At 57.5% G+C, this 20,972-nt stretch carries 15 protein-coding genes; 13 read left to right on the plus strand and 2 right to left on the minus strand.

All coding sequences use genetic code 11. The annotated features are described in order from the left end of the window. The first annotated feature begins 8 nt into the window (after nucleotides 1-8). The 12 genes from J8E65_RS11220 (at nucleotide 9) to cimA (ending at nucleotide 15,961) form a co-directional block, all read left to right on the plus strand. Entirely contained in the window at nucleotides 9-968 is a 960-nt protein-coding gene (locus J8E65_RS11220) for a 2-hydroxyacid dehydrogenase (RefSeq protein WP_210376100.1), read from the plus strand. Nucleotides 969-972: 4 nt separating this feature from the next. Beyond that, nucleotides 973-1,425, plus strand: a complete 453-nt coding sequence (locus J8E65_RS11225) for a DUF4783 domain-containing protein (RefSeq protein ID WP_237181972.1) — start codon at nucleotides 973-975, stop codon at nucleotides 1,423-1,425. Between the two features lie 9 nt (nucleotides 1,426-1,434). Beyond that, the gene (locus J8E65_RS11230; RefSeq protein WP_210376102.1) at nucleotides 1,435-5,454 is read left to right on the plus strand and encodes a sensor histidine kinase; all 4,020 of its coding nucleotides are present in this window, start codon (nucleotides 1,435-1,437) and stop codon (nucleotides 5,452-5,454) included. A gap of 290 nt (nucleotides 5,455-5,744) precedes the next feature. Continuing rightward, the gene (locus J8E65_RS11235; RefSeq protein WP_210376104.1) at nucleotides 5,745-5,933 is read left to right on the plus strand and encodes a hypothetical protein; all 189 of its coding nucleotides are present in this window, start codon (nucleotides 5,745-5,747) and stop codon (nucleotides 5,931-5,933) included. A 113-nt stretch (nucleotides 5,934-6,046) separates the two neighbouring features. Beyond that, a complete protein-coding gene (ilvB, locus tag J8E65_RS11240; RefSeq protein WP_210376106.1) occupies nucleotides 6,047-7,840 on the plus strand; it encodes a biosynthetic-type acetolactate synthase large subunit in 1,794 nt (597 codons plus the stop codon). Nucleotides 7,841-7,847: 7 nt separating this feature from the next. After that, the gene (ilvN, locus tag J8E65_RS11245; RefSeq protein WP_210376114.1) at nucleotides 7,848-8,468 is read left to right on the plus strand and encodes an acetolactate synthase small subunit; all 621 of its coding nucleotides are present in this window, start codon (nucleotides 7,848-7,850) and stop codon (nucleotides 8,466-8,468) included. A gap of 14 nt (nucleotides 8,469-8,482) precedes the next feature. Then, the gene (ilvC, locus tag J8E65_RS11250) at nucleotides 8,483-9,493 is read left to right on the plus strand and encodes a ketol-acid reductoisomerase (protein ID WP_210376116.1); all 1,011 of its coding nucleotides are present in this window, start codon (nucleotides 8,483-8,485) and stop codon (nucleotides 9,491-9,493) included. Between the two features lie 9 nt (nucleotides 9,494-9,502). Further along, on the plus strand, nucleotides 9,503-10,591 hold the full coding sequence (gene leuB / locus J8E65_RS11255; RefSeq protein WP_210376117.1) for a 3-isopropylmalate dehydrogenase: 1,089 nt from the start codon (nucleotides 9,503-9,505) through the stop codon (nucleotides 10,589-10,591). 190 nt (nucleotides 10,592-10,781) lie between these two features. Next, on the plus strand, nucleotides 10,782-12,395 hold the full coding sequence (locus J8E65_RS11260; protein ID WP_210376119.1) for a 2-isopropylmalate synthase: 1,614 nt from the start codon (nucleotides 10,782-10,784) through the stop codon (nucleotides 12,393-12,395). A gap of 22 nt (nucleotides 12,396-12,417) precedes the next feature. Beyond that, the gene (locus J8E65_RS11265; RefSeq protein WP_210376434.1) at nucleotides 12,418-13,716 is read left to right on the plus strand and encodes a 3-isopropylmalate dehydratase large subunit; all 1,299 of its coding nucleotides are present in this window, start codon (nucleotides 12,418-12,420) and stop codon (nucleotides 13,714-13,716) included. A 57-nt stretch (nucleotides 13,717-13,773) separates the two neighbouring features. Beyond that, nucleotides 13,774-14,343: a 3-isopropylmalate dehydratase gene (locus J8E65_RS11270; protein ID WP_210376121.1), complete on the plus strand. Its 570-nt coding sequence runs from the start codon at nucleotides 13,774-13,776 to the stop codon at nucleotides 14,341-14,343. Nucleotides 14,344-14,350: 7 nt separating this feature from the next. Then, the gene (cimA, locus tag J8E65_RS11275) at nucleotides 14,351-15,961 is read left to right on the plus strand and encodes a citramalate synthase (RefSeq protein WP_210376435.1); all 1,611 of its coding nucleotides are present in this window, start codon (nucleotides 14,351-14,353) and stop codon (nucleotides 15,959-15,961) included. Here the strand turns inward: cimA and J8E65_RS11280 are convergent. Next, nucleotides 15,949-19,281 carry a S8 family serine peptidase gene (locus tag J8E65_RS11280; protein WP_341481763.1) on the minus strand — a complete coding sequence of 1,111 codons (3,333 nt, stop codon included), beginning with the start codon at nucleotides 19,279-19,281 and terminating at the stop codon, nucleotides 15,949-15,951. The genes cimA and J8E65_RS11280 overlap by 13 nt on opposite strands. A 73-nt stretch (nucleotides 19,282-19,354) precedes the next feature. Beyond that, nucleotides 19,355-20,185, minus strand: coding sequence for a nucleoside triphosphate pyrophosphohydrolase (gene mazG, locus J8E65_RS11285; RefSeq protein WP_210376124.1), 831 nt, complete (start codon nucleotides 20,183-20,185; stop codon nucleotides 19,355-19,357). A gap of 247 nt (nucleotides 20,186-20,432) precedes the next feature. Here mazG and J8E65_RS11290 point away from each other — a divergent pair, with 247 nt between their 5' ends. Then, nucleotides 20,433-20,942: a single-stranded DNA-binding protein gene (locus J8E65_RS11290; RefSeq protein WP_210376125.1), complete on the plus strand. Its 510-nt coding sequence runs from the start codon at nucleotides 20,433-20,435 to the stop codon at nucleotides 20,940-20,942. The last annotated feature ends 30 nt before the right edge of the window (nucleotides 20,943-20,972 follow it).

Here is a 20,972-nt window from a genome sequence, read left to right on the forward strand (position 1 = left end):
TTATCCTTATGGCACGTGTTGTGGTTACCCGACCAATTATTGAAGAAGGTCTTCACCCGTTGCGTGAACGATACGACCTTGAAGTGCTCAATCCAGTAGACACGTGGGACGAAGACGGGCTGATTGCCGCAGCTCACGATGCCGATGCGCTAATTTCTATGCTTTCTGATCCGATTACGGCACGGGTCCTGGCGGCTTGTCCCAAGCTGCGGGTGGTAGCGCAGTATGCTGTAGGCTATGACAACATCGATTTGGAAGCTGCGCGGGCACGGGGCATTGTGGTTACACACACCCCTGATGTACTGACCGATGCCACAGCGGATTTTACCTGGGCCCTTTTGCTTACGCTCATCCGTAAAGTGCGCGAAGCGGACCGTTACGTTCGCGAAGGGCACTTTAAACGCTGGGAGACGCAGCTGCTGCTTGGGCATGACCTGCGCGACAAGACGCTAGGCATTGTGGGGCTTGGACGCATCGGTAGCGCTGTAGCACGCCGGGCGCTGGGTTTTGGCATGCGCGTTGTCTATTATAACCGCCGACCAGCTAACCCTACCGTAGAGCGCCAAAGCTGCGCCCGTTACGTGTCGTTTGATGAACTGCTTGCTGTGAGTGACGTTGTTTCTATACACTGTCCGCTCAATTCTGAGAGCTATCATTTGTTTAACCAAGCGGCTTTTGCCAAGATGAAACCCACCGCCGTCCTGGTGAACACGGCACGGGGCCCGATTGTGGATGAGGCCGCCTTGGTAGAAGCCCTCGAGCAAGAGCAAATTGCTGGTGCAGCCTTGGACGTGTTTGAGCAGGAGCCGAAAGTGCATCCAGGACTGCTCGAAAATGATCGGGTTGTGCTAGCGCCTCACTTAGGAAGCGCGACGGTCGAGGCGCGCACGGCTATGGCGCGCATGTGCGCTGAAGCTGTTTTGGCGGTACTCGAAGGTGCTGAAAAGATCCCCTATCGCCTGGTATGACGTGATGCGTACCGATTGCTGCAAGCGGGCTTTATTGCTGTGTTGGATGCAGGTAGGCGCTTTAGTTTTGCTGCTGAGCCTGAGGCTTACGGGAAGCGCTAGGGCTCAAGAAGCCGACTCTTTAGCCCAAGTGCTTACACTTGCCCTGACGCAAGGCGACGCGGCGCGTCTACTTGAGCAAGCTGCGCCTCAAGTAGAGCTGGCCCTGCTGGGCAGCGGGCGCGTCTATAGCCGCATGCAAGCCCGCTACGTGCTCATGGACTTTTTCCGCGTTTATCCTCCTGTGCGTTTTGAAGTGGGCGAAGATCGCTGGATGGATCCACACCGGTTTGTGGTAGGTGAATACTGGTACGCCCAGGCTACTGCACCGCTGCGCATTTACATGCGGCTTTACCGCGAAGAGGCCGGCTGGGCTTTGCAAGAATTACGGGTGACGGCAGGACGTCCGAAGCGATAGCACACCACCATGTGGGTCGGCCAAGCACGCAGCAAGCGACGATATCTAGCCCTTGGGCTGTTGCTTGCTGGACTGCTGCTCGGCACAGGTGCCTTTAAACTGCTCCGGCTGGCATGGGTAGAGCGGCACATCGCGCAGGCGCAGCAAGCGCGCTTAGCAGAAGCGATAGCTCAGGTGCAGCGGGAGCTTGGAGCGCTTGAACAGCAACTCTTCTTGCAGGCACGCTGGTTGGCCACCCATCCTGTGGTGCGTTCTGCGCTGCGCGTTGCAGCTCAAGAAGCGGAGCCCACCTGCAGCGCAGATCTAGCTGCGCTGCTTGCGCGCTACCGCGTGCCGGAGCGGAGCGGTATTGCCCTGTATGATACCACGTTTCGCCAGGTAGCTTGGGCTGGCTATAGCATGCCGGTGGGCAAAGCCGCCTTGCCGTCCCAACTACCACGCCAGGTCTACGTTGAGCTCATCGAAGATCCCCCATGGCGCACAGCGCTAAGTCTTTGGCATCCTGTGCGTGAAAATGGAATCGTTGTAGGAGCCGTGCGGGTGCTTCAGCTGCTGATGCAGCGCATGCCTGTTGAAAACGCTTATTTGTCTGGCTATGATCAGGTGCGCTTGTGGTCTCGAGAGCACGGCTTGTCCTTGCGGCTGATAGTCTCCGAAAGGCTGCCTGCAGTCGGCACCAGCGAAATGGTGCGTCCACTCAAAAGCCTTGAAGGACGTACGCTCGGTTGGCTCGTCTTGAGCATACCTCCGCCCAATCAGGTGCTGCGCGATGAGGCGCGGCGCTTTAACCACCTTATGGCTTTTTGGGGCGCTGTTTTGTTGCTTTGGGGACTTGTGGGCCTCGTCGGTTGGATGCGGGCTGCAGGCTCCAGACCGCGTCAATTGCTTGTCCGTGCGGGTGTGGTTGCCTTGGTTTGGTGGGGCGTGCGTTATGCCTGGATTGCGCTCGACGTCCCCAATCGCTGGCAACGCGGCCGCACGCCTTTAGCCCCGCTTTTTGACCCTGCACACCTGGCCTCTGCCTTTGGCGGTGGACTGATGCGCTCGATTGGGGATCTGCTGCTTACAGCGCTTTTTGCTTTGGGATTTGCTTGGGGGGCGTTATGGGTAGTTCGTAAGCAGCCTCCTTTCCCGCCGATAGCCGTAGTCTGGCGTGTAGGGAGTTATATACTTGGGGCCCTAGGCCTATGGGGGCTGGTGCAGCTTTACGGACTGATCGTGCACCATAGCGTGCTGGACAGCACGCTGGACTACCTTACCCGCACAGGGCTTTTGCCACCACGCCTGGTTTTGCTGGTCAGCATAGCGTTGCTTTTGCTTTTACTAGCGCTGCTACTTCTATTGCGGGCTTGGGGCTATGCCCTTAAAAGCGTTACCGGCACCTGGCCAGCGCACGGCCGAGCGCGTTTGATGCTTGTTGTTGGGCTTGCGGCTGCAGTGACGGGTGCTGGTGTGCTGCTGCCTGTGGCTTGGCCTGTGCCACCCTTAGTGGCTTTTATTCTCGTGGCCTTTGGGCTAAGCCATGCAATATGGCCGTTGCCCTTGCCATCAGCTGGAAGGTGGCTGACGCTTCGCGCCTTGCTGCCGATTCCGTTTGTGCTTAGCGTATTGCTCTACCCAATGCTTTGGACCGCCTTGGAGGGTCAGCGACGCTTGCAGGTTGAGCGGGCTTTGGAGCAGTTTGGGCAGGGACAAGATCCACGGGTGGTTTTTGCTATCGAGCAGGCCCTTCAAGAGTTGCAAGCCGACAGTCTGCTGAGCGTATGGTTGGCACAAGCAGCGCTTTTGCCGCGGGCTGAACGCTTAGACTCGCTCACGGCTGCGGTGCTGCGCGGCTCGTTGCTGTTGTCCCTGGAGAGCACCTACGACATTAGCGTGACCTTCTTCGATCGGGGAAGGCGACCCGTGAGTCGCTACGAAGGGATCAGCTCCCCAAGCACCACTACGCCCCTGGAAGTTGATGCGGCTGAGTTTGCGCTGCTTTGGGAACACTATCAGGCACAACGGGGCCGCTTACCGTTTATTGAGTCTCTGGGCGGTAGACGCGAACCGGCGCAGTGGCAGTATGCTGGACTGACCACCGTGCGCTCGGCCGAAGGGATACTGGTGGGGTGGATTATGGTGCGGGCTGAGCCTCAAAGCCCACTTTACGGTGCTGAAACCCCTTTCCCCCGGGTGCTGGTCCCCTCGGGCTTTTTTGGAGAAGTGCAAGCCGGACTGTCTTTGGCTGAATTTCGCGATGGGGTTTTGGTACGCAGCCAGGGCCGAGCATTCACGCGCCACCGCCTTGATCCCCAGTTGATGTCGCTGCTGGCGCAGCAGCCTGTGTGCTGGCGAGAAGAAACCGAAGAAGGCCGCACCTACCTGACCCTTTACCAACGCGTGGGACTCGAAGCATCGGTAGTCCGCGCCGCACGCATTCCTGCCCTGACGCTGTTTGATCATCTCTATTATGTGCTTCGGCTTACGCTAAGCGGCTTGGTGCTGTTAGGGGTGTTTTACGTTCTCGGTCTAGGGTATCGTTGGCGTCGAGGGTGGCTACCGCTTCCGGAAGTTCGTTTTCAGGACCGGGTGCTCAATGCACTGCTTGCGGTAGGACTGATTGCGGTAGTGGTTGTAGGCTGGGTTGGCGTGCGCGTCATCGAAGGCGAGAGCCACCGTACGGTGCAGGCTTGGCTGGCCCAATACCTTGATCGCGTGGAACGCACACTGGTACTTGCAGCGCACGAAGGCGAGCTGCCCTACCAGGTGTTGACCCGCATGCCTTTGGACGCGCTGGCCGGGCAGGTTGGGCTCGACTTGCAGCTTTACCGGGATGGTCAACTGGTAGCCACAACGCGGCCGCGCTTGGTGCGGGAACGCCTGCTAGAAGCGCATATGCCGATTGCCGCTTATGCGGCACTGCACTGCACAGCGCAACGCTCTGCGTTTGTGACCGAGCACCTGGGGACATTCACTTACTGGACAGGCTTTCGCGCCCTGCTCGACGAGCACGGCCAGCCTTACTACGTGGTGGCTGTGCCGGCTTTGCCCGAGCAGGAACGGCTCGAGGAAGAACGCTCACGGACGATCGCCTACCTGTTTGGCGCGCTCTTGCTGTTGGTGTTTCTGGTGCTCAGCGCAGCCTGGCTAGCTGCCCGCGCACTAGGGCGACCACTGGCACGCCTGCAGGAAGGATTGCAGGCCGTAGCCCGCGGTGAGCTGGACCACCCCTTGCCAATTGACTCGCGGGATGAGCTGGCCGCGCTGGGCCGCACCTTCAACTGGATGTTGCAGCAATTGGCCGAAAACCGTCGCCAGCTAGCACGGCAAGAACGCGAGCTGGCCTGGCGCGAAATGGCCCGCCAGGTAGCGCACGAGATCAAAAATCCACTTACCCCAATGAAACTTTCCCTTCAGCACCTGCAACGGGCCTTTGCACAACACCGAGATCCAGGCCGCTTTGCGGAGCTCTTTGCACGGGTGACCACGACGCTGATTGAGCAAATCGATACGCTAGCCCGCATCGCCGACGATTTTTCCACCCTTGCACGTATGCCCCGCCGGCGACCAACGCAGCTTGACCTTAACGAAGTAATCCGCGAAGCTGTTCGCTTGATGGAAGCCGAGGCCGGATGTGCCATTGAACTTGCCTTGCATCCTGAGCCGCTCATGCTGGAGGCCGACCGCGAAGAGCTGCGCCGCGTATACATCAACTTGATCAAAAATGCCTTGCAGGCCCTGCTTCCCGAGCGCCCTGCCCGCGTGCGCGTTACAACCCGCCTGGAGTTTATCGACCAACAGCCTTGGGCTTACAGTACCGTTGAGGACAACGGGCGCGGCATTCCTGAAGTGCTGCGTCACCGCATCTTTGAACCCAACTTTTCCACCAAAACCGGGGGCAGCGGATTAGGACTAGCCATAGTCAAACAAAGCATTCAAGATCTGCAAGGCAGCGTGGGCTTTGAAACTGAAGAAGGAAAAGGCACGACGTTTTGGCTCCGCTTGCCGTTGAAAATCCCTCAGGAAACAACCCCACATGACGCATAATTCAACAAATTTGTGAAAAAAAAACAAAGAAACTATCTTTTTGCCTTTTGAAAGTCAATTCTTTGTGTTTCCTTTATTTTAATATAAAAGCGCATCCATAGGTAAAAAATTTTTTGATATACCTCTTTTTTAATTTCTTTTTTTATACAAGAAGCGCTACCATTCCTGTTTATCTAGGTCGATCTTCTTGTTTTTGCGAGATAAAGGGTGAATTGATCTCAGGGGCAAAAATTGCGTAATTAGGCGCTACCATTGCATTCACGAGAGACGAGCTCACCTTGGAGTATTCCATGATGGATAGCAGACGTCTTAAAACAACGTGGCAAGCTGCTGTGGGCAGTGGGCGGGGCGTGACGTCTGCTCCACATCCCGATCGTATAGGGATGACCGCACGGGCAAGCTGGGTAGCTAGGGTCAGCAACCTTCGACTTTGGGGGCTGGCACTGCTGCTTATTGGCCTGCTCGTAATTATTGCTTAGCTGCGCGGCGGTCAATCCCTTGGCACTTCACAGGCGCGATGAACCGATGAGCTTGAGGCCGGGGGATTGACCCCGAAAGCCAACAACACAAAACATAAGCCTGTGAGGTAGCCATGCGCACCGACACCATTCCGCTGGTCCGATCGGCCCGTCCGGCATCGGGCACCGAGGAAACCGCAACAGTCACGTCTGCAGCGCCTGTTTCTGGGGCAGAAATTTTTGTGCGTGCTTTGGAAGCTGAGGGCGTGGAGATTGTCTTCGGGCATCCAGGGGGCGCTGTCATCCATATTTACGATGAAATCGCTCGTCTTAAGCCGCGTTTTCAACATGTACTCGTGCGCCATGAGCAAGGGGGTACGCACATGGCCGAGGGCTATGCCAAGGCCACAGGCCGTGTGGGGACAGTACTGGTGACCAGCGGACCCGGCGCAACCAATACCGTTACGGGCATTGCCGATGCATACATGGATTCAGTGCCCATTGTGGTGTTTACGGGACAGGTGCCTACCAAACTGATCGGTAACGATGCCTTTCAGGAAACCGACACCATCGGCATTACGCGCTCTATTACTAAGCACAGTTTTTTGGTGCGTGACGTACGTGATTTAGCCTGGACGATCAAAGCAGCCTATCATATTGCCCGAACTGGTCGGCCTGGACCCGTTGTGGTCGATCTGCCAAAGGACATCTTGCTGGCTAAAGCGCCGTTTAGCTATCCCGAAGAAGTGCATCTGCGGGGCTATCGCCTGCCTGGATCGCCTGACGCGACGCTGATCCGCGAAGCAGCGGCAATGATTGCGGCCTCTCGGCGCCCGTTGCTCTATGTGGGTGGAGGGGTGATTACCGCCAATGCAGCCGAATTGCTAACCCAGCTAGCCCGTAAGGCCCGCATTCCGGTTACTACCACGCTGCACGGCTTAGGTGCTTTTCCGGAAGATGATCCCCTAGCGCTGGGCATGTTGGGAATGCATGGTACCTGGTATGCCAACCAAGCCGTGCAGCATGCTGACCTAATCATTGCGGTGGGGGCACGTTTTGATGATCGGGTAACGGGCAAGCTCGATAGCTGGGCACCCTATGCCAAGATCATTCATATTGACATCGATCCCTCTTGCATTTCCAAAAACGTACCTGCCGATTGCGCCATTGTGGGTGATGTGCGGGAGGTATTGGAGCAGCTGTTGCCTCTAGTAGAACCTAAGGATACCAAAGAATGGCTGGCTAAGATTGAAACCTGGCGTGCTGAATGCCCGCTTACCTATGAGCAGGGCGATGGTAAGCTGCGGGCGCAGTACGTCATCGAACGTCTGCGGGCCAAAACTGGTGGCCATGCCGTAGTTGTTTCCGACGTAGGCCAGCATCAAATGTGGACAGCCCAGTACTTCCGCTTTTTGCATCCACGCTCGCACATTACTTCAGGTGGACTGGGTACGATGGGCTTTGCCTTGCCGGCTTCTATTGGTGCAGCTTTTGGCCTGCGCGGTCGCAAGGACGTGCCTGTCCTCTGCATCAGCGGTGATGGAGGCTTTGTCATGAATGCCCAAGAGCTAGGCGTAGCCGCAGCCCATCGACTGCCGATCAAAGTGGCTGTGATCAACAACAATTTTCTCGGCATGGTGCGGCAGTGGCAAGAGCTGTTTCACGAAAACCGGTTCAGCCACACCGACCTCAGCGATACCAATCCGGATTTTGTTAAGCTGGCCGAAGCCTATCACTGCGTGGGCCTGCGCGCCACGCGTCCAGAAGAAGTCGACACTGTGCTCGAAGAAGCCTGGAAAGTGACCGATCGGCCGGTGGTGATAGACTTCCAGGTCGTCAAGGAGGAACTCGTGTTCCCCATGGTGCCGGCCGGCGCTTCGACCAGCGAAATGATTACGAAACGTATGACGCCTAACGCATTCGTCTGAAAAGGCCATGGCTACAGAAGCTCCCACACTAACCCCGCAGCAAATCGTTCGCAAACGCAAAACAGGCGAGCCTTTGTTGCCTGGGGAACCTGAACAGGCGCACCGTCACACGATTGCCGTTTTGGTGGAAAACACCATTGGTGCCCTCATCCGGGTGGTCAACCTATTTTCTGCCCGCGGCTTCAACCTGGAAAGCGTTACGGTCGGCGAGACGGACGATCCGACTGTCTCGCGCATGACGATTGTGACCACAGGCAATGACCGCATCGTCGGCCAAGTGCTTCGGCAGCTGGAGCGGCTGATCGATACGCTCCATGTCGAAGACCTGACGGGCAGCTCCTTCGTTGAGCGCGAGCTTTGCCTGCTTAAGGTGCGCTATACCGCCGAAAACCGGGCCGCCATTATGGATACGGTCGAAATCTTTCGGGGCAAAGTGGTCGACATCACGCCAGATACGATGACCTTTGAACTCACCGGGCCCACTTCGAAAATTGAGGCTTTCATCCAGCTGATGAAGCCCCACGGCATTCTTGAGGTGGCCCGAAGCGGCCGTGTAGCGATGCGTCGCGCTTCTGGAAGTTGGCTTACGCACGAAGATCCTTCGCTAAACCTTCCTGCAGCACGCTAAATTTTGCACTAACCATGAACGTCATCTACGACGCTGATCTGTCGCTCATTCGCAGCAAAAAGGTCGCTGTTATTGGCTTTGGCAGTCAAGGACATGCCCATGCCCTGAACTTGCACGACAGTGGGGTAAACGTCGTTGTGGGGCTGCGCCCAGGTTCAACGTCGGCAGCGCAGGCACAAGCCCAGGGACTCACCGTGCGCTCTATCGCCGAAGCTGCAGCCTGGGCCGATGTGATCATGGTCCTGATCCCAGATCAGCACCAAAAGCGGATCTACGAAAGCGATATCGCCCCTCATCTTAAGCAGGGCAAAGCGCTGGCTTTTGCGCATGGGTTTAACATCCACTACGGTCAGATCCAGCCGCCGGCTGAAGTGGACGTCTTTATGGTGGCGCCTAAATCCCCCGGACATCTGGTGCGCCGCACTTTCCAGGAGGGCAATGGTGTGCCTTGTCTGGTGGCTGTAGCCCAAGATGCAACCGGACAAGCCCGCCAGCTGGCGCTCAGCTATGCTGCAGCTATTGGCGGCACGCGCGCTGGGGTGATCGAGACCACGTTCAAAGACGAGACGGAAACCGACCTGTTTGGCGAGCAGGCTGTGCTCTGCGGAGGCTCTGCTGAGCTTATTAAGGCAGGTTTTGAGACCCTCGTCGAAGCTGGCTATCCGCCTGAGCTGGCCTACTTTGAGTGCCTACACGAGCTTAAGCTGATCGTTGACCTCTACTACGAAGGCGGGATTTCCTACATGTACTACTCCGTCAGCGATACGGCCGAGTACGGCGGCTATACGCGCGGTCCGCGCGTTATCGGACCTCAGGTTAAGGAGGAGATGAAGCGCATTTTGGCCGAAATCCAGTCGGGTAAGTTTGCCCAGGAGTGGATCAATGAGTACGCGTCGGGGGAGCAGCATCTGCGAGCCGAGCGGGCCAAAACGCGCCAGCATCCCATTGAAGTGATCGGCCGAAAACTACGCCAGATGATGAGCTGGCTCAAAGCCAAAGAAGTTCCAGCATCTACAACGGCCTAAACGAGCGGCATGAGCACGGCATCTTATCATATTGTAGTGCTGCCAGGCGACGGTATTGGGCCTGAAGTCACGCAGGAAGCCGTTCGTGTGCTTGAGGCAGCAGCCGAAGCGTTGGGTTTCCAAGTGCACATGGAAACGCACCCTGTGGGCGGTGCTGCTATTGAGGCCTTCGGCGACCCTTTGCCCGAACCGGTGCTGGCCGCGTGCCTCAAGGCTGATGCTGTGTTGCTGGGGGCTGTAGGTGGACCCCAGTGGGACAATCTGGATCGCTCACAGCGACCAGAAGCCGGACTGCTGCGGCTACGTAAGGCGTTAGAAGCATATGCCAACCTGCGCCCGGTTGAGGTTCCTGAAGCGCTGGCCAACGCTTCTCCCCTGCGCCCTGAGCTTGTGGCCGGCACGAACCTGCTCATTGTGCGTGAGCTGACCGGAGGTATCTATTTTGGCGAGCCGCGCGGTCGCAATGGCCAAATGGCCTGGAATACGATGCGCTACACGCGCGAGGAGATCGAACGCATTGCCCGCGTAGCCTTTCAGTGGGCTGCTCGCCGCCGTGGCCGCGTCACCTCGGTCGACAAGGCCAACGTGCTTGAGGTCTCTCAGCTCTGGCGTGAGGTGGTCAGCCGCGTGCATCGGGAAGAATTTCCAGAGCTAGAGCTAGAGCACCTGTATGTGGATAACGCCGCCATGCAACTGGTGCGCAATCCACGTCACTTTGATGTGGTGGTGACGGGCAACCTGTTTGGGGACATTCTCTCGGATTTGGCCGCTACGCTTCCAGGATCGCTGGGACTGTTGCCTTCGGCTAGCTTGGGTGGGCGTGTGGGATTGTTTGAGCCGGTGCACGGCAGTGCTCCTGACCTTGCAGGGCAGGGCAAGGCGAATCCTATGGCGGCTATCCTGAGCGTAGCCATGCTGCTGGAAGCACTGGGACAGGATGTGGCTGCCCGCCTTGTCCGGCGAGCCGTTGATGCTGCACTGGCCGAAGGCGTCAAGACAGCCGACCTATGCCGTGCCGGCGAAACACCACTATCAACAGAGGCTGTAGGACGCTACGTGGCCAACTTTGTACGACAGCAGGCTACGGTCTTTACCTAAAACCATGACGAAAGTCACCATGGACGACGGAGTCGTACCGGTAAGTTTGCGCTGGGTAAGAGGTCGACTTAGCTGGCGCCCGGCCTTTCAGGTCTGATCACCTATCGGCTTGCCGCAGCTCGATGGGTTGGCCGGGCGCAATGGCTTTTGCGGCGAGTGCTCACGGTATTGATCCAAACCTTGCCCAGCCATGAACGATCGTATTATTATCTTCGACACCACTTTGCGCGACGGCGAGCAAGCGCCGGGTGCCTCGATGACCATCGACGAAAAACTGCGCATTGCGCATCAGCTAGCGCGTCTTAACGTCGATGTCATCGAAGCAGGCTTCCCGATCTCTTCTCCTGCCCAGTTTGAAGCCGTGCGCCGTATTGCCGAGGAAGTGCAAGGGCCGGTCATCTGTGCGCTGGCTCGGGCGCGTGAAGAGGACATTCGGGCTGCGGCCGAAGCCCTCGCTCCTGGCAAGCGGGTGCGCATCCATACCTTTATCGCTACCAGCGACATCCACATCGACGCTAAGTTTGGGGACGTGCGCTTTGGGCGCACGCTGGCCGAGAAGCGACAAACCATATTGCGCCTGACCGAAGAAGCTGTACGTCTGGCACGTACCTTTACCGACGATGTAGAGTTCAGCGCCGAGGATGCCGGTCGCACCGATGTAGGCTACCTGGCCGAGGTTGTGCACACGGCCATTGCAGCAGGAGCCACCACGATTAACTTGCCGGATACGACCGGCTACTGCGTGCCGGATGAATACGCGGCGATGTTTCGGAGCGTCATCGAGCGGGTGCAGCCGCCGCCGCACATTATCTTCTCGGCGCACTGCCACGACGACCTGGGGCTGGCAGTGGCCAACTCGCTGGCCGCCGTACGGGCAGGTGTGCGCCAGATTGAGTGCACGATCAATGGCATTGGCGAGCGGGCTGGCAACGCTGCCCTCGAAGAAGTGGTCATGGCGCTCAAGGTCCGCAACGAGCGCTTTGGCGGGCTCAAGGTGGGTATTGTGACGCAGCACCTGACAGAAACCAGCCGTATGGTGTCGCTGGCTACAGGCTTCCCTGTGCCCCCCAATAAGGCTATTGTCGGACGTAACGCCTTTAGCCACGAAGCAGGTATCCATCAGCACGGCGTGCTGCGACGGCGCGACACCTACGAAATTATGCGTGCCGAAGACGTAGGCCAGCAGCCCGAGCAAATCCGGTTGGGACGCCACTCGGGCCGTCACGGACTCTTCAGCCGGCTAGAGAAACTCGGTATCCACGTGCCTGAGGACCGCCGTGAAGAGATCTACCGGCGCTTTTTGGCCCTAGCCGATCTAAAAAAGGAAATCTACGACGAAGACCTGCGCCGGCTCGTAGAGGCCAAAACAGACGGCAACCCTACAGCGCCTTACCAGCTGATGGAAATGCACGTGGCTACAGGCACGCATCGTGCCCCGGAGGCCGAAGTGCAGCTCTATCATCGGAGCACGCATACGCTGCGTGTAGAGCGGGCGAGCGGCGATGGACCCGTCGATGCCATCTATAAGGCCATCGATCGTGCTGTTGGTAGAACGCATGAGCTGGTAAGCTACGCACTGCGTTCGGTTACTGAAGGCGCCGACGCGGTGGGTGAAGTGACCGTATTGCTCAACTTTAACGGAGCCTGCTTCCGGGGAGTAGCGCAGCATACCGACGTGCTGCGTGCTTCGGCTGAGGCTTACCTTGAAGCAATTAACCACTTGGAACAGTTTCGCACAGACCACGAAAATCTCTCGTTTGTACGCGACGGCATCCTGCAGTCGTTCGATGGAGCTACCGCGTGAACGTTAAATGCAAACATCGCCTATGGGCATGACCATCACCGAAAAGATTCTGGCCCGCCATGCCGGGCGCGACCGGGTCTCTCCGGGCGAAAACATTTGGGTAAACGTGGACATCCTTATGACGCACGACGTGTGCGGGCCGCCAACCATAGAGATTTTTAAGCGGGAGTTTGGTCCGCAGGCGCGCGTTTGGGATCGGGAAAAGGTCGTGATTTTGCCCGACCACTACATTTTTACGGCCGATCCGCATGCGCGACGCAACGTTGAAATCCTGCGCGCCTTTGCCCAAGAGCAGGACTTGCCTTATTACTACGACGTCGGCACGGCCCGCTACAAAGGCGTCTGTCACGTAGCACTGGCCGAAGAAGGTTTTAATCGCCCCGGCATTGTGCTTGTAGGCACCGACAGTCATACGTGCACTTCGGGCGCCTTTGGGCTCTTCTCCACAGGCGTAGGCAACACAGACGCGGCCTTCATCATGGGCACGGGCAAGATCTGGCTTAAGGTGCCCGAAACCATGCGCTTTATCTTTGAAGGACGCCTTCCGCCATACCTTATGGCCAAGGACCTGATTTTGGCCATTATTGGCGACATTGGGGTCGATGGGGCAACCTATCGTGCTATGGAGTTCGACGGAGAGGCTGTCTACGATCTGTCAATTGAGGAGCGCATGACGCTCACGAACATGGCCATTGAAGCCGGCGGCAAGAATGGCATCATTGCCGCCGACGAAAAGACCCTGGCCTATGTACGCGAACGCACCAGCGCTCCTTTTGAGCTCTTTTACAGCGATCCTGATGCCCGCTACTACGCTGAGTACGTCTACGACGTCTCGAAGCTGGAACCCGTGGTGGCCAAGCCGCACCGACCTGACAATCGGGCAACGGTCACGGAAGTGGCAGGCACAAAGCTCGACCGTGCCTACATTGGCAGTTGTACGGGTGGCAAGCTAGAGGACTTTATCGCGGCTGCGCGCATCCTCAAAGGCCAAGAGGTGCGCATCGATACGTTTGTGGTGCCTGCCTCTACATATGTAGAGCAGCAGCTGCATACGTACACGATCGATGGTCAATCGCTCTACGACATCTTTGTCAATGCCGGTTGTAAAATCGGCCACGCCAGCTGCGGCGCTTGCCTGGGTGGACCACCCGACACATTTGGCCGCACGCATGGCACCGAGGTGGTAATTTCGACCACCAACCGCAACTTTCCAGGCCGCATGGGCTCTAAGCAGGCCTCCATTTATCTGGCTTCGCCACTGACCGTAGCGGCTTCGGCCTTAACAGGCGTAATTACTGACCCTCGCGAGGTTCTCGTGTAAGGCGCAATCTGGGGTCGGCTGCCCGCAGCCGACCCCAGCCTTAATCCGTAAGCGATTATGAAAGAGATTATTCGTGGATTGGCCTACGTGGTAGGTGATGCGATCGACACCGACCAGATTATTCCAGCCCAACACCTGGTCTACAGCTTAACGCGGCCCGAAGAGCGCCGTCTTTATGGCCGCTATGCGCTTAGTGGCCTACCCGCCGAAGGCCAGGGATTGCCCTATGGCAACATCCCTTTTACTGAGCCAGATGCCTACAAGAGCCGTTTTAAAATCGTTGTCGCCGGTACAAACTTTGGCTGCGGTTCTTCGCGGGAGCATGCCCCGTTTGCTTTGCAAGAAGCTGGATGCGAGGCTGTTGTAGCCGAAAGCTATGCCCGCATTTTTTACCGCAATGCGGTCGATGGAGGTTTTCTCGTGCCGTTTGAGACGCCTGTTCGCTTGATCGATAAAATCCGTACCGGTGATGAGCTCGAGATCGACACGCGTCTGGCGAAGCTCACCAACCTGACAACTGGTGAGGAATTTTTGCTGCATCCCCTAGGGGACGTGGCCGACATTCTGCGGGCAGGTAACCTGTTTGAATATGCCCGCCGAGCTGGTCTCATCTCTACAACTGCTTGAGGAAGCCATGAAAATCGAACTCTTCGACACGACGTTGCGTGACGGAACCCAGGGCGAGCACGTTACGCTAACCGCGGATGACAAACTGCGCATTGCCCAGCGCCTGGATGCTTTCGGCATCGACGTGATCGAAGGGGGCTGGCCTGGTTCTAATCCAAAAGACAAAGCTTTTTTTGAGCGCGCGCGGGACGTCGCGTGGCAGCATGCGCAAATCTGTGCCTTTGGCTCTACGCGCCGTGCTGGCTTGGCACCCGAAGACGACCCAAATCTGCAGGCGCTGCTCGAGGCCCAAACGCCGGTGGTGTCGATCTTTGGCAAAAGCTGGACGCTCCATGCCCGCGTGGCGCTTGGCGTGTCGCTCGAAGAAAACCTAGAACTGATCGCCTCTTCGGTGGCCTACCTGAAGGCCCATGGCCGACGCGTCATCTACGATGCCGAGCACTTCTTCGATGGTTATCAAGACGATCCTGTCTATGCGCTAGAGACGCTGCGGGCAGCCGCCGAGGCAGGCGCCGATGTGCTGGTGCTCTGCGATACCAATGGCGGCACGTTGCCCAGCGAGGTGTACCGGATTGTAGGGGAGGTGCGGCGGCAATTCGACGTGCCTCTTGGTATCCACACGCATAACGATGCTGGTTGTGCTGTAGCCAACACGATCATGGCTGTGGCTGCAGGTGTCCGCCACGTGCAGGGTACCATTAACGGCATCGGAGAACGCTGCGGTAATGCCGACCTATGCGCTGTAATTCCTAATTTGCAGCTCAAGATGGGCTTTTACTGTGTGTCCGAAGAACAACTGGCACAGCTGACCGATCTATCGCGTTTTGTCAATGAAGTGGCCAACCTGGCGCCCATCGACCGCGCACCCTACGTAGGGCGCAGTGCTTTTGCGCACAAGGGGGGCGTGCACGTATCGGCTGTGCTGAAAGACCCCAGGGCCTACGAGCATATTCTGCCCGAAAAGGTCGGCAACCGCCGCCGCGTGTTGGTTTCAGACCTTGCGGGCAAAAGTAACATCCACTACAAAGCTGCCGAATTGGGCATTGAGCTCACAGAAAACGACGAAGCCCGCCAGGCCGTGCAGCGTATCAAGGAGCTGGAGCATCTGGGGTATGAATTCCAAGGCGCTGAGGCTTCCTTTGAGCTGTTGTTGCGTACGATTAAAGGCGAAGATACGCGCTTTTTCACCCTAGAGCGGCTGCGCGTGCGCACCGAAATCGATAAAGAAGGGGGCTTTTGCTACGCAGAAGCTACCCTGGCGCTGCGCGTAGGCACCGAGCGTGAACTCGTTGTGGCCGAAGGCAACGGCCCGGTCGATGCGCTTTCAAATGCCCTTCGCAAAGCGCTGCGCCGCTTTTATCCCGACTTCGACCAGGTGCACCTGAGCGACTACAAGGTGCGCGTGCTCAACTCTGACGACGGCACAGCGGCTGCCGTGCGCGTGCTCATCGAGCATCGAGATGGCGAGCATCGCTGGCACACCGTAGGCGTATCGACCAACATTCTGGAAGCAAGCTGGCAAGCACTGGCGGACGGCATCCGCTACTACCTGTTGCGGCGCCGAGGGCCGCTCGCATCGGCACCGGACGAGGCAGCGCTGGCTGCTCAACGCACGTAAATAAGCGGACGGGTTACGCTGCGGCCATCCATCTCCAGCCGTAGAAAGTAAAGCCCAGAGGCCACCTCTGTGCCCCCATCGCTGCGGCCATCCCAGAACAGGCGGTGGCGCCCAATGCCCGGCGTGCCGTCTACCAGGCGGCGCACAGGTCTTCCCATAAGATCGAAAAGCGTCAGGCGTATAGGCCGCGCTTCGGGGATATCGTAGCGCAACGTGATCGGCGCTCGTCCTGGACTGGGGTATACTTCAAGCTGTAAAGCAGCGGCAACCACCTCAATGGTGATGCGGGGGCTTTCAACGCGGAAGGTGTCGGCATGCAGTGCTACTACCAAGCTAAAACGCCCAGGCGTAGTGGCCGTGTAGGTGAAAAGGCCTGTTAGGGGATCTAGCTGTGCCCCTTCGGGGCCTTCAACGAGCTCGAAGGTAATGGCACTTTCGGTATTGTTTGCTTGAAAGTGAAACGAGAGCGTTTGGCCTACGAGAATCGTTGTGTCGGGCAATAGCGTAAGAAAAGCGGGCAGTTTTTCCACAATGAGCGTAACTCGGGCCGTGTCAGCTGCTAGGCCATCGGTCACAATGGCCTCTATAGGGTAGTTCCCAGGCGTAAGAGATGCTACAATGGTAAGCCTCCCCTCCAGTGGATCAAGCGTCACGCTGGGCGGGGCTTGCAAAAGCCGATAGCTTAAGCTTGCACACTCGTCTGGGTCGGTCGCTGCCAAAGTAACCGTATGCCGGCTGCCTGGCAAAAGACGTAGGGTATCGGGAACGTTAACCCATACCGGTGGGCGGTTGGGTATGCTTGGGGCAATGCGCTCGTTCCAGAATCGCTGCGCCGCATCAGCGGCCTGGAGCAGTGCAGCTTCGCTATCAGCCGCCAGCAGGGCAAACGCGGCCGGCACGTGGCAGCCTGGACTAATCCGAAACGGTCCAATCGCCATCAGCTGTGAAACGTCGACACGGTCGAGCGTTTGGCGTTGCACCCCCCCGCTAAGCCATGCCCATTTTTCTGTTTCCGTAAAACCGTCGTAGATTTCTGTTTCGTTATTGATGGCATGGTAGGAAAACGGCGCTGGCGTGAGCAAGCGAATGGCTGCGAGCGTATCGGGGCGCGTGTTGCGATTTTGGACGATGCCCATCTGACGGGCAGCATCGAAGCGGGCAAAGTCCTGCGCATCTAGGTTCAAATCCCAGTCTAGAAACAAGCCGCCGTAGAACGGGGCAATCGGGGTAGTGCCGGTATTCACAAACGCATACCGAAAGAGCACGAAAAGCTGGTTTTCTGCGGCAGAGTCGGCATAGGTTTCCTGAATAACACGAATGGGCAGCGGACGTGCGGCTCGACGATCGAGGAGCTCTACCGAGCCCTGCTGGTAGGCAAATGCCCCTGGAACAGTAACCTCCAGGCCACTTCCAGGGGCCGGTTCAAAGTCTCGTTGTTGCGTCACGCCGTCACCTCCGCGGACAGCATCCGAAACTGAGACGATCGAAGTTCCTGTCACCAGTCCGCCTTCGAAGAGGAGGTTTCGGCCATCGAGCCTAAAGCCGACGCCCTGTGATTCGTCGGCGAAGCCAGTCCAACCAATGTTGCCTGTCGTTGTGATGGCGGTTTCGACACGACCCGTTGTGAGCTGGGCCACTTGCTCTGGATTGAGCGTGAGGCGAACCAGGTCGGCATCGCTATAGCTGCCATCGGCCAAAATGCGGGCTTGAAGCAGCGCTAGGTAGTTGTTGGGAGCATCTGTGGCGACCGAAAGCGAAAAAGTTGCTGTAGCTGTATCTCCTGGGTTGAGCGTGCCCAGCAGTTGGCTAGCCTGCACCAGGTTGAGGTAAGGGTCGTTAGTGCGCAGCTCGACGCGCACGCCTGTAGCTGGTGCCAAAAAATTGGCAAAATCAGCCGTCAGCTGAAGGGTTTCGCCACTTTCAATGTAGCCGTCCCCATCTTCGTCGGCTACCTCAAGCCGTACTAGGCGAATGGCTGGGAAGCCGGTTTCGGTGACGGCTCGGAAAGCATTGATGCGGCCACGTCCCAAAAGGCCCGCAAAGCCGGGGTTGACGGCGTCGATAGGGTCAGCGGTTTGGCGCAGTTGTTCGCGTGCTTGCTCGGGAGTGTAGTTCGGGAAACGGGTACGTACCAAGGCTGCAATGCCGGCTACCAGTGGTGTGGCAAATGAAGTGCCGTTGGCCGATCCCGTATAGCGGTTGCCAGGCAGCGTGGTATTTAGGCCTACACCTGGAGCAAAGACGTCCACGCTAAGTCCATAGTTTGAAAAGCTGGCTTTTAAGTCGTTGTTTTTTTGCGTGGCTCCAACCGAAAGCACGCGCGGGTGGCTAGCCGGCCCAAAAGGCACGCGGTCGTTATTGGTTCCATCGTTGCCGGCAGCCGCTACGATGAGTGCGCCCATATCGGTGACAGCTTCGACGACGTCGTTTTCCAGGCGTGAAAGGCCGCGTCCACCCCAGCTCACGTTAATCACCTGGGCACCATTTTCGGCTGCGTAGACGATGCCTGTATACCCAAAGCAAATAGAACGATCGGCATCAGGGCAGCTGGCGTTGATGGGCATAAAACGTGCATTCCAGCTACTTCCAGCTACGCCACGGCTATTGTGGGTGACGGCGGCCGCTACGCCAGCCACCTGGGTGCCATGCGCTGCATTGATCGGTGTGGCTGAAAGTCCCGTTGGATCGGGCGTGTTGTTCGCAAAGTTCCAACCGTGCACGTCATCGACAAAGCCGTTGCCGTCATCGTCGATACCATTGTCGGGAATCTCGCCAGGATTGGTCCAAACGTTGTTCACCAGGTCTACATGGCGCCAGTCTGTACCGCCGTCCACAATGGCAATAACGATATCTCCATCTTCGCCCTTGACCACATCCCAGGCTTGAGGGGCCATGATCTGGGCCAGGTGCGTCATTTGGCTATAGAGGGAATCGTTGGGGGTGGCGATAATTTCGCGGCGGAAGAGCGGTTCAGCGTAGACCACCTCAGGCAAGCGCTCCAGCTCAGCTGCCAGCCGCCAGGGAGAAATGGGGCGTTCGTAGTAGACCAAGTAAATCGAGCGAAGGCGCTCTAGAGCTGGGCTTGGTCGTTTGCGTGCTGCAGGTTCTAAAAATGGAAAGGCGGGTACAATAGCGGTGACGCCTACTTGCCCCAAATGGGTGTCTAAGGTAGCTAGGCCCGTTTTCCCAGCCTGAACCGTGATGGGAGCATGCAGTTTGATGACCACAACGCCGGGGTAAACTTCCGGGCGAGGCCCAATGTCGGCCCAAGCCGGAAACGTAGTGAACCAAAGGAGTCCCCACAGGTACCAGTAGCGCACAGCTATAGCTTCTGCTGGTGAAACGTGTAGACAAAATACGCGTGAAGCCCGCTTGCTGTCCAGCTTATGGGATTTAGCGCTCAGGGTCGGTTTCTTTGGCCTTGGCTTCGTTCCAGTAGCGGTCCATTTCTTCTAGATCGGCTTCGGCCAGCGTGCGACCCTGCGCGCTCAGGCGCGCTTCGATGTGCTGAAAACGCTGAATAAACTTATTATTGGTGCGCTGCAGGGCATTTTCGGGATTGATCCCTGCCAGACGGGCATAGTTTACCAGTGCAAAGAGCACGTCGCCGAATTCTGCCTCGCGATCGGCTTCGGGCATGCCTTCTTGGACCAGGCGGTGAAACTCTGCCAGCTCTTCTTCCACTTTGGCCCAAGCCTGCTCTTGCTCAGGAAAGTCAAACCCTACAGCAGCCGCTTTTTCCTGGATGCGGTAGGCCCGGAGCAAAGCAGGTAGGTGGCGCGGCACGCCTGCTAAAACAGAAGCGTGTTGCTTTTCCTGAAGCTTAATTTGCTCCCAATTGGCCAGTACTTGCTGCACGCTGTCTACCTGCACTTCGCCAAAGACGTGGGGATGGCGGCGGATCAGCTTTTCGGTTTCGCTTAGGATCACTTCTTTAAGTGTAAAGCGACCCGCTTGCTCAGCCATCACGCTGTGAAACACGACGTGCAAGAGCAAGTCGCCTAACTCACGCTTGAGCGCTTCCCAGTCGGCTTCTTCGATGGCCGAAACGACCTCGTAGGCTTCTTCAATGAGCAAATGCTTTACAGAAGCGTGCGTCTGCTCACGGTCCCAGGGGCAGTCGCGTCGGAGTTGGCGTACGATGGCCACAAAGTCGGCGTAGGCCTCCAGCCGATCTTCAGACTCACGAAACGAGGGATCGTACGGTTTGGAACGCACATTCATGATGCCGTAAAAAGCTGGTTATCGGTGGCAGCTGAACCCGCACTGGAGCGCGTTTGTTTTGTAAAAAAGTTTTTTTGTTAAGCTTGGCGATGTCATACAGATGACATAGCTTAAGCTATAGCCTACCTAGGCATCTCCTGGCGGGCTCATGTGCACGCGTTGGGGGATGGCCGGCCGCTAGCCGGTGGACTCATGTGCCAACCGCCAGGACTCATGTGTAACGATCAAACAAACCAGGAGGTGCGCCATGGCACGAAGCATTAACAAAGTCATTTTGGTTGGGAATTTGGGGCAGGACCCCGAGGTGCGTTATACGCCTAGTGGCACTGCGGTGTGCAACATGCGGTTAGCCACAAACGAAGCCTACCGGGATCCAGAAGGTAACCTGGTTGAACGTACCGAATGGCATAACTTGGTTGCTTGGGGGCGACTGGCTGAAATCTGTAGCCAATACTTGCGTAAAGGTTCTAAGATCTACGTTGAAGGTTCGTTGCAGACGCGTTCTTGGGAAGATCGGGAGGGTAACACGCGCTACACGACCGAAATCAAAATTCGGGAGATGGTGATGCTCGATGGTCGGGGTGAGGCGATACCGGATGTCGATGTGGCGACAGAAGGGCCTATAGGTAAAGCAGAAGCCAAAGCCTCAGCTCGTCCTGCAACCTCCACAGCCCGGCGCCAGCAACGGCCTGAGCCCGAGCCAGAGGCGTTTGAAGACGACTACACGTTTGGTCCCGACGACGACCTGCCTTTTTAAGCTGCTTCAACGCCTCTGGGGTGAGCATGC

Source organism: Rhodothermus bifroesti (assembly GCF_017908595.1).
In the GTDB taxonomy this organism is placed as follows: Bacteria; Bacteroidota; Rhodothermia; order Rhodothermales; family Rhodothermaceae; genus Rhodothermus; species Rhodothermus bifroesti.

What these genes read in the sequence shown, in the direction of transcription:
- cimA (WP_210376435.1), top strand. Translation starts at nt 14,351, where the DNA reads ATGAAAATCGAACTCTTCGACACGACGTTGCGTGACGGAACCCAGGGC.
- J8E65_RS11220 (WP_210376100.1), top strand. Translation starts at nt 9, where the DNA reads ATGGCACGTGTTGTGGTTACCCGACCAATTATTGAAGAAGGTCTTCAC.
- ilvB (WP_210376106.1), top strand. Translation starts at nt 6,047, where the DNA reads ATGCGCACCGACACCATTCCGCTGGTCCGATCGGCCCGTCCGGCATCG.
- mazG (WP_210376124.1), bottom strand. Translation starts at nt 20,185, where the DNA reads ATGAATGTGCGTTCCAAACCGTACGATCCCTCGTTTCGTGAGTCTGAA.
- leuB (WP_210376117.1), top strand. Translation starts at nt 9,503, where the DNA reads ATGAGCACGGCATCTTATCATATTGTAGTGCTGCCAGGCGACGGTATT.
- J8E65_RS11225 (WP_237181972.1), top strand. Translation starts at nt 973, where the DNA reads ATGCGTACCGATTGCTGCAAGCGGGCTTTATTGCTGTGTTGGATGCAG.
- J8E65_RS11290 (WP_210376125.1), top strand. Translation starts at nt 20,433, where the DNA reads ATGGCACGAAGCATTAACAAAGTCATTTTGGTTGGGAATTTGGGGCAG.
- J8E65_RS11235 (WP_210376104.1), top strand. Translation starts at nt 5,745, where the DNA reads ATGATGGATAGCAGACGTCTTAAAACAACGTGGCAAGCTGCTGTGGGC.
- ilvC (WP_210376116.1), top strand. Translation starts at nt 8,483, where the DNA reads ATGAACGTCATCTACGACGCTGATCTGTCGCTCATTCGCAGCAAAAAG.
- J8E65_RS11230 (WP_210376102.1), top strand. Translation starts at nt 1,435, where the DNA reads ATGTGGGTCGGCCAAGCACGCAGCAAGCGACGATATCTAGCCCTTGGG.
- J8E65_RS11270 (WP_210376121.1), top strand. Translation starts at nt 13,774, where the DNA reads ATGAAAGAGATTATTCGTGGATTGGCCTACGTGGTAGGTGATGCGATC.
- ilvN (WP_210376114.1), top strand. Translation starts at nt 7,848, where the DNA reads ATGGCTACAGAAGCTCCCACACTAACCCCGCAGCAAATCGTTCGCAAA.
- J8E65_RS11265 (WP_210376434.1), top strand. Translation starts at nt 12,418, where the DNA reads ATGGGCATGACCATCACCGAAAAGATTCTGGCCCGCCATGCCGGGCGC.
- J8E65_RS11260 (WP_210376119.1), top strand. Translation starts at nt 10,782, where the DNA reads ATGAACGATCGTATTATTATCTTCGACACCACTTTGCGCGACGGCGAG.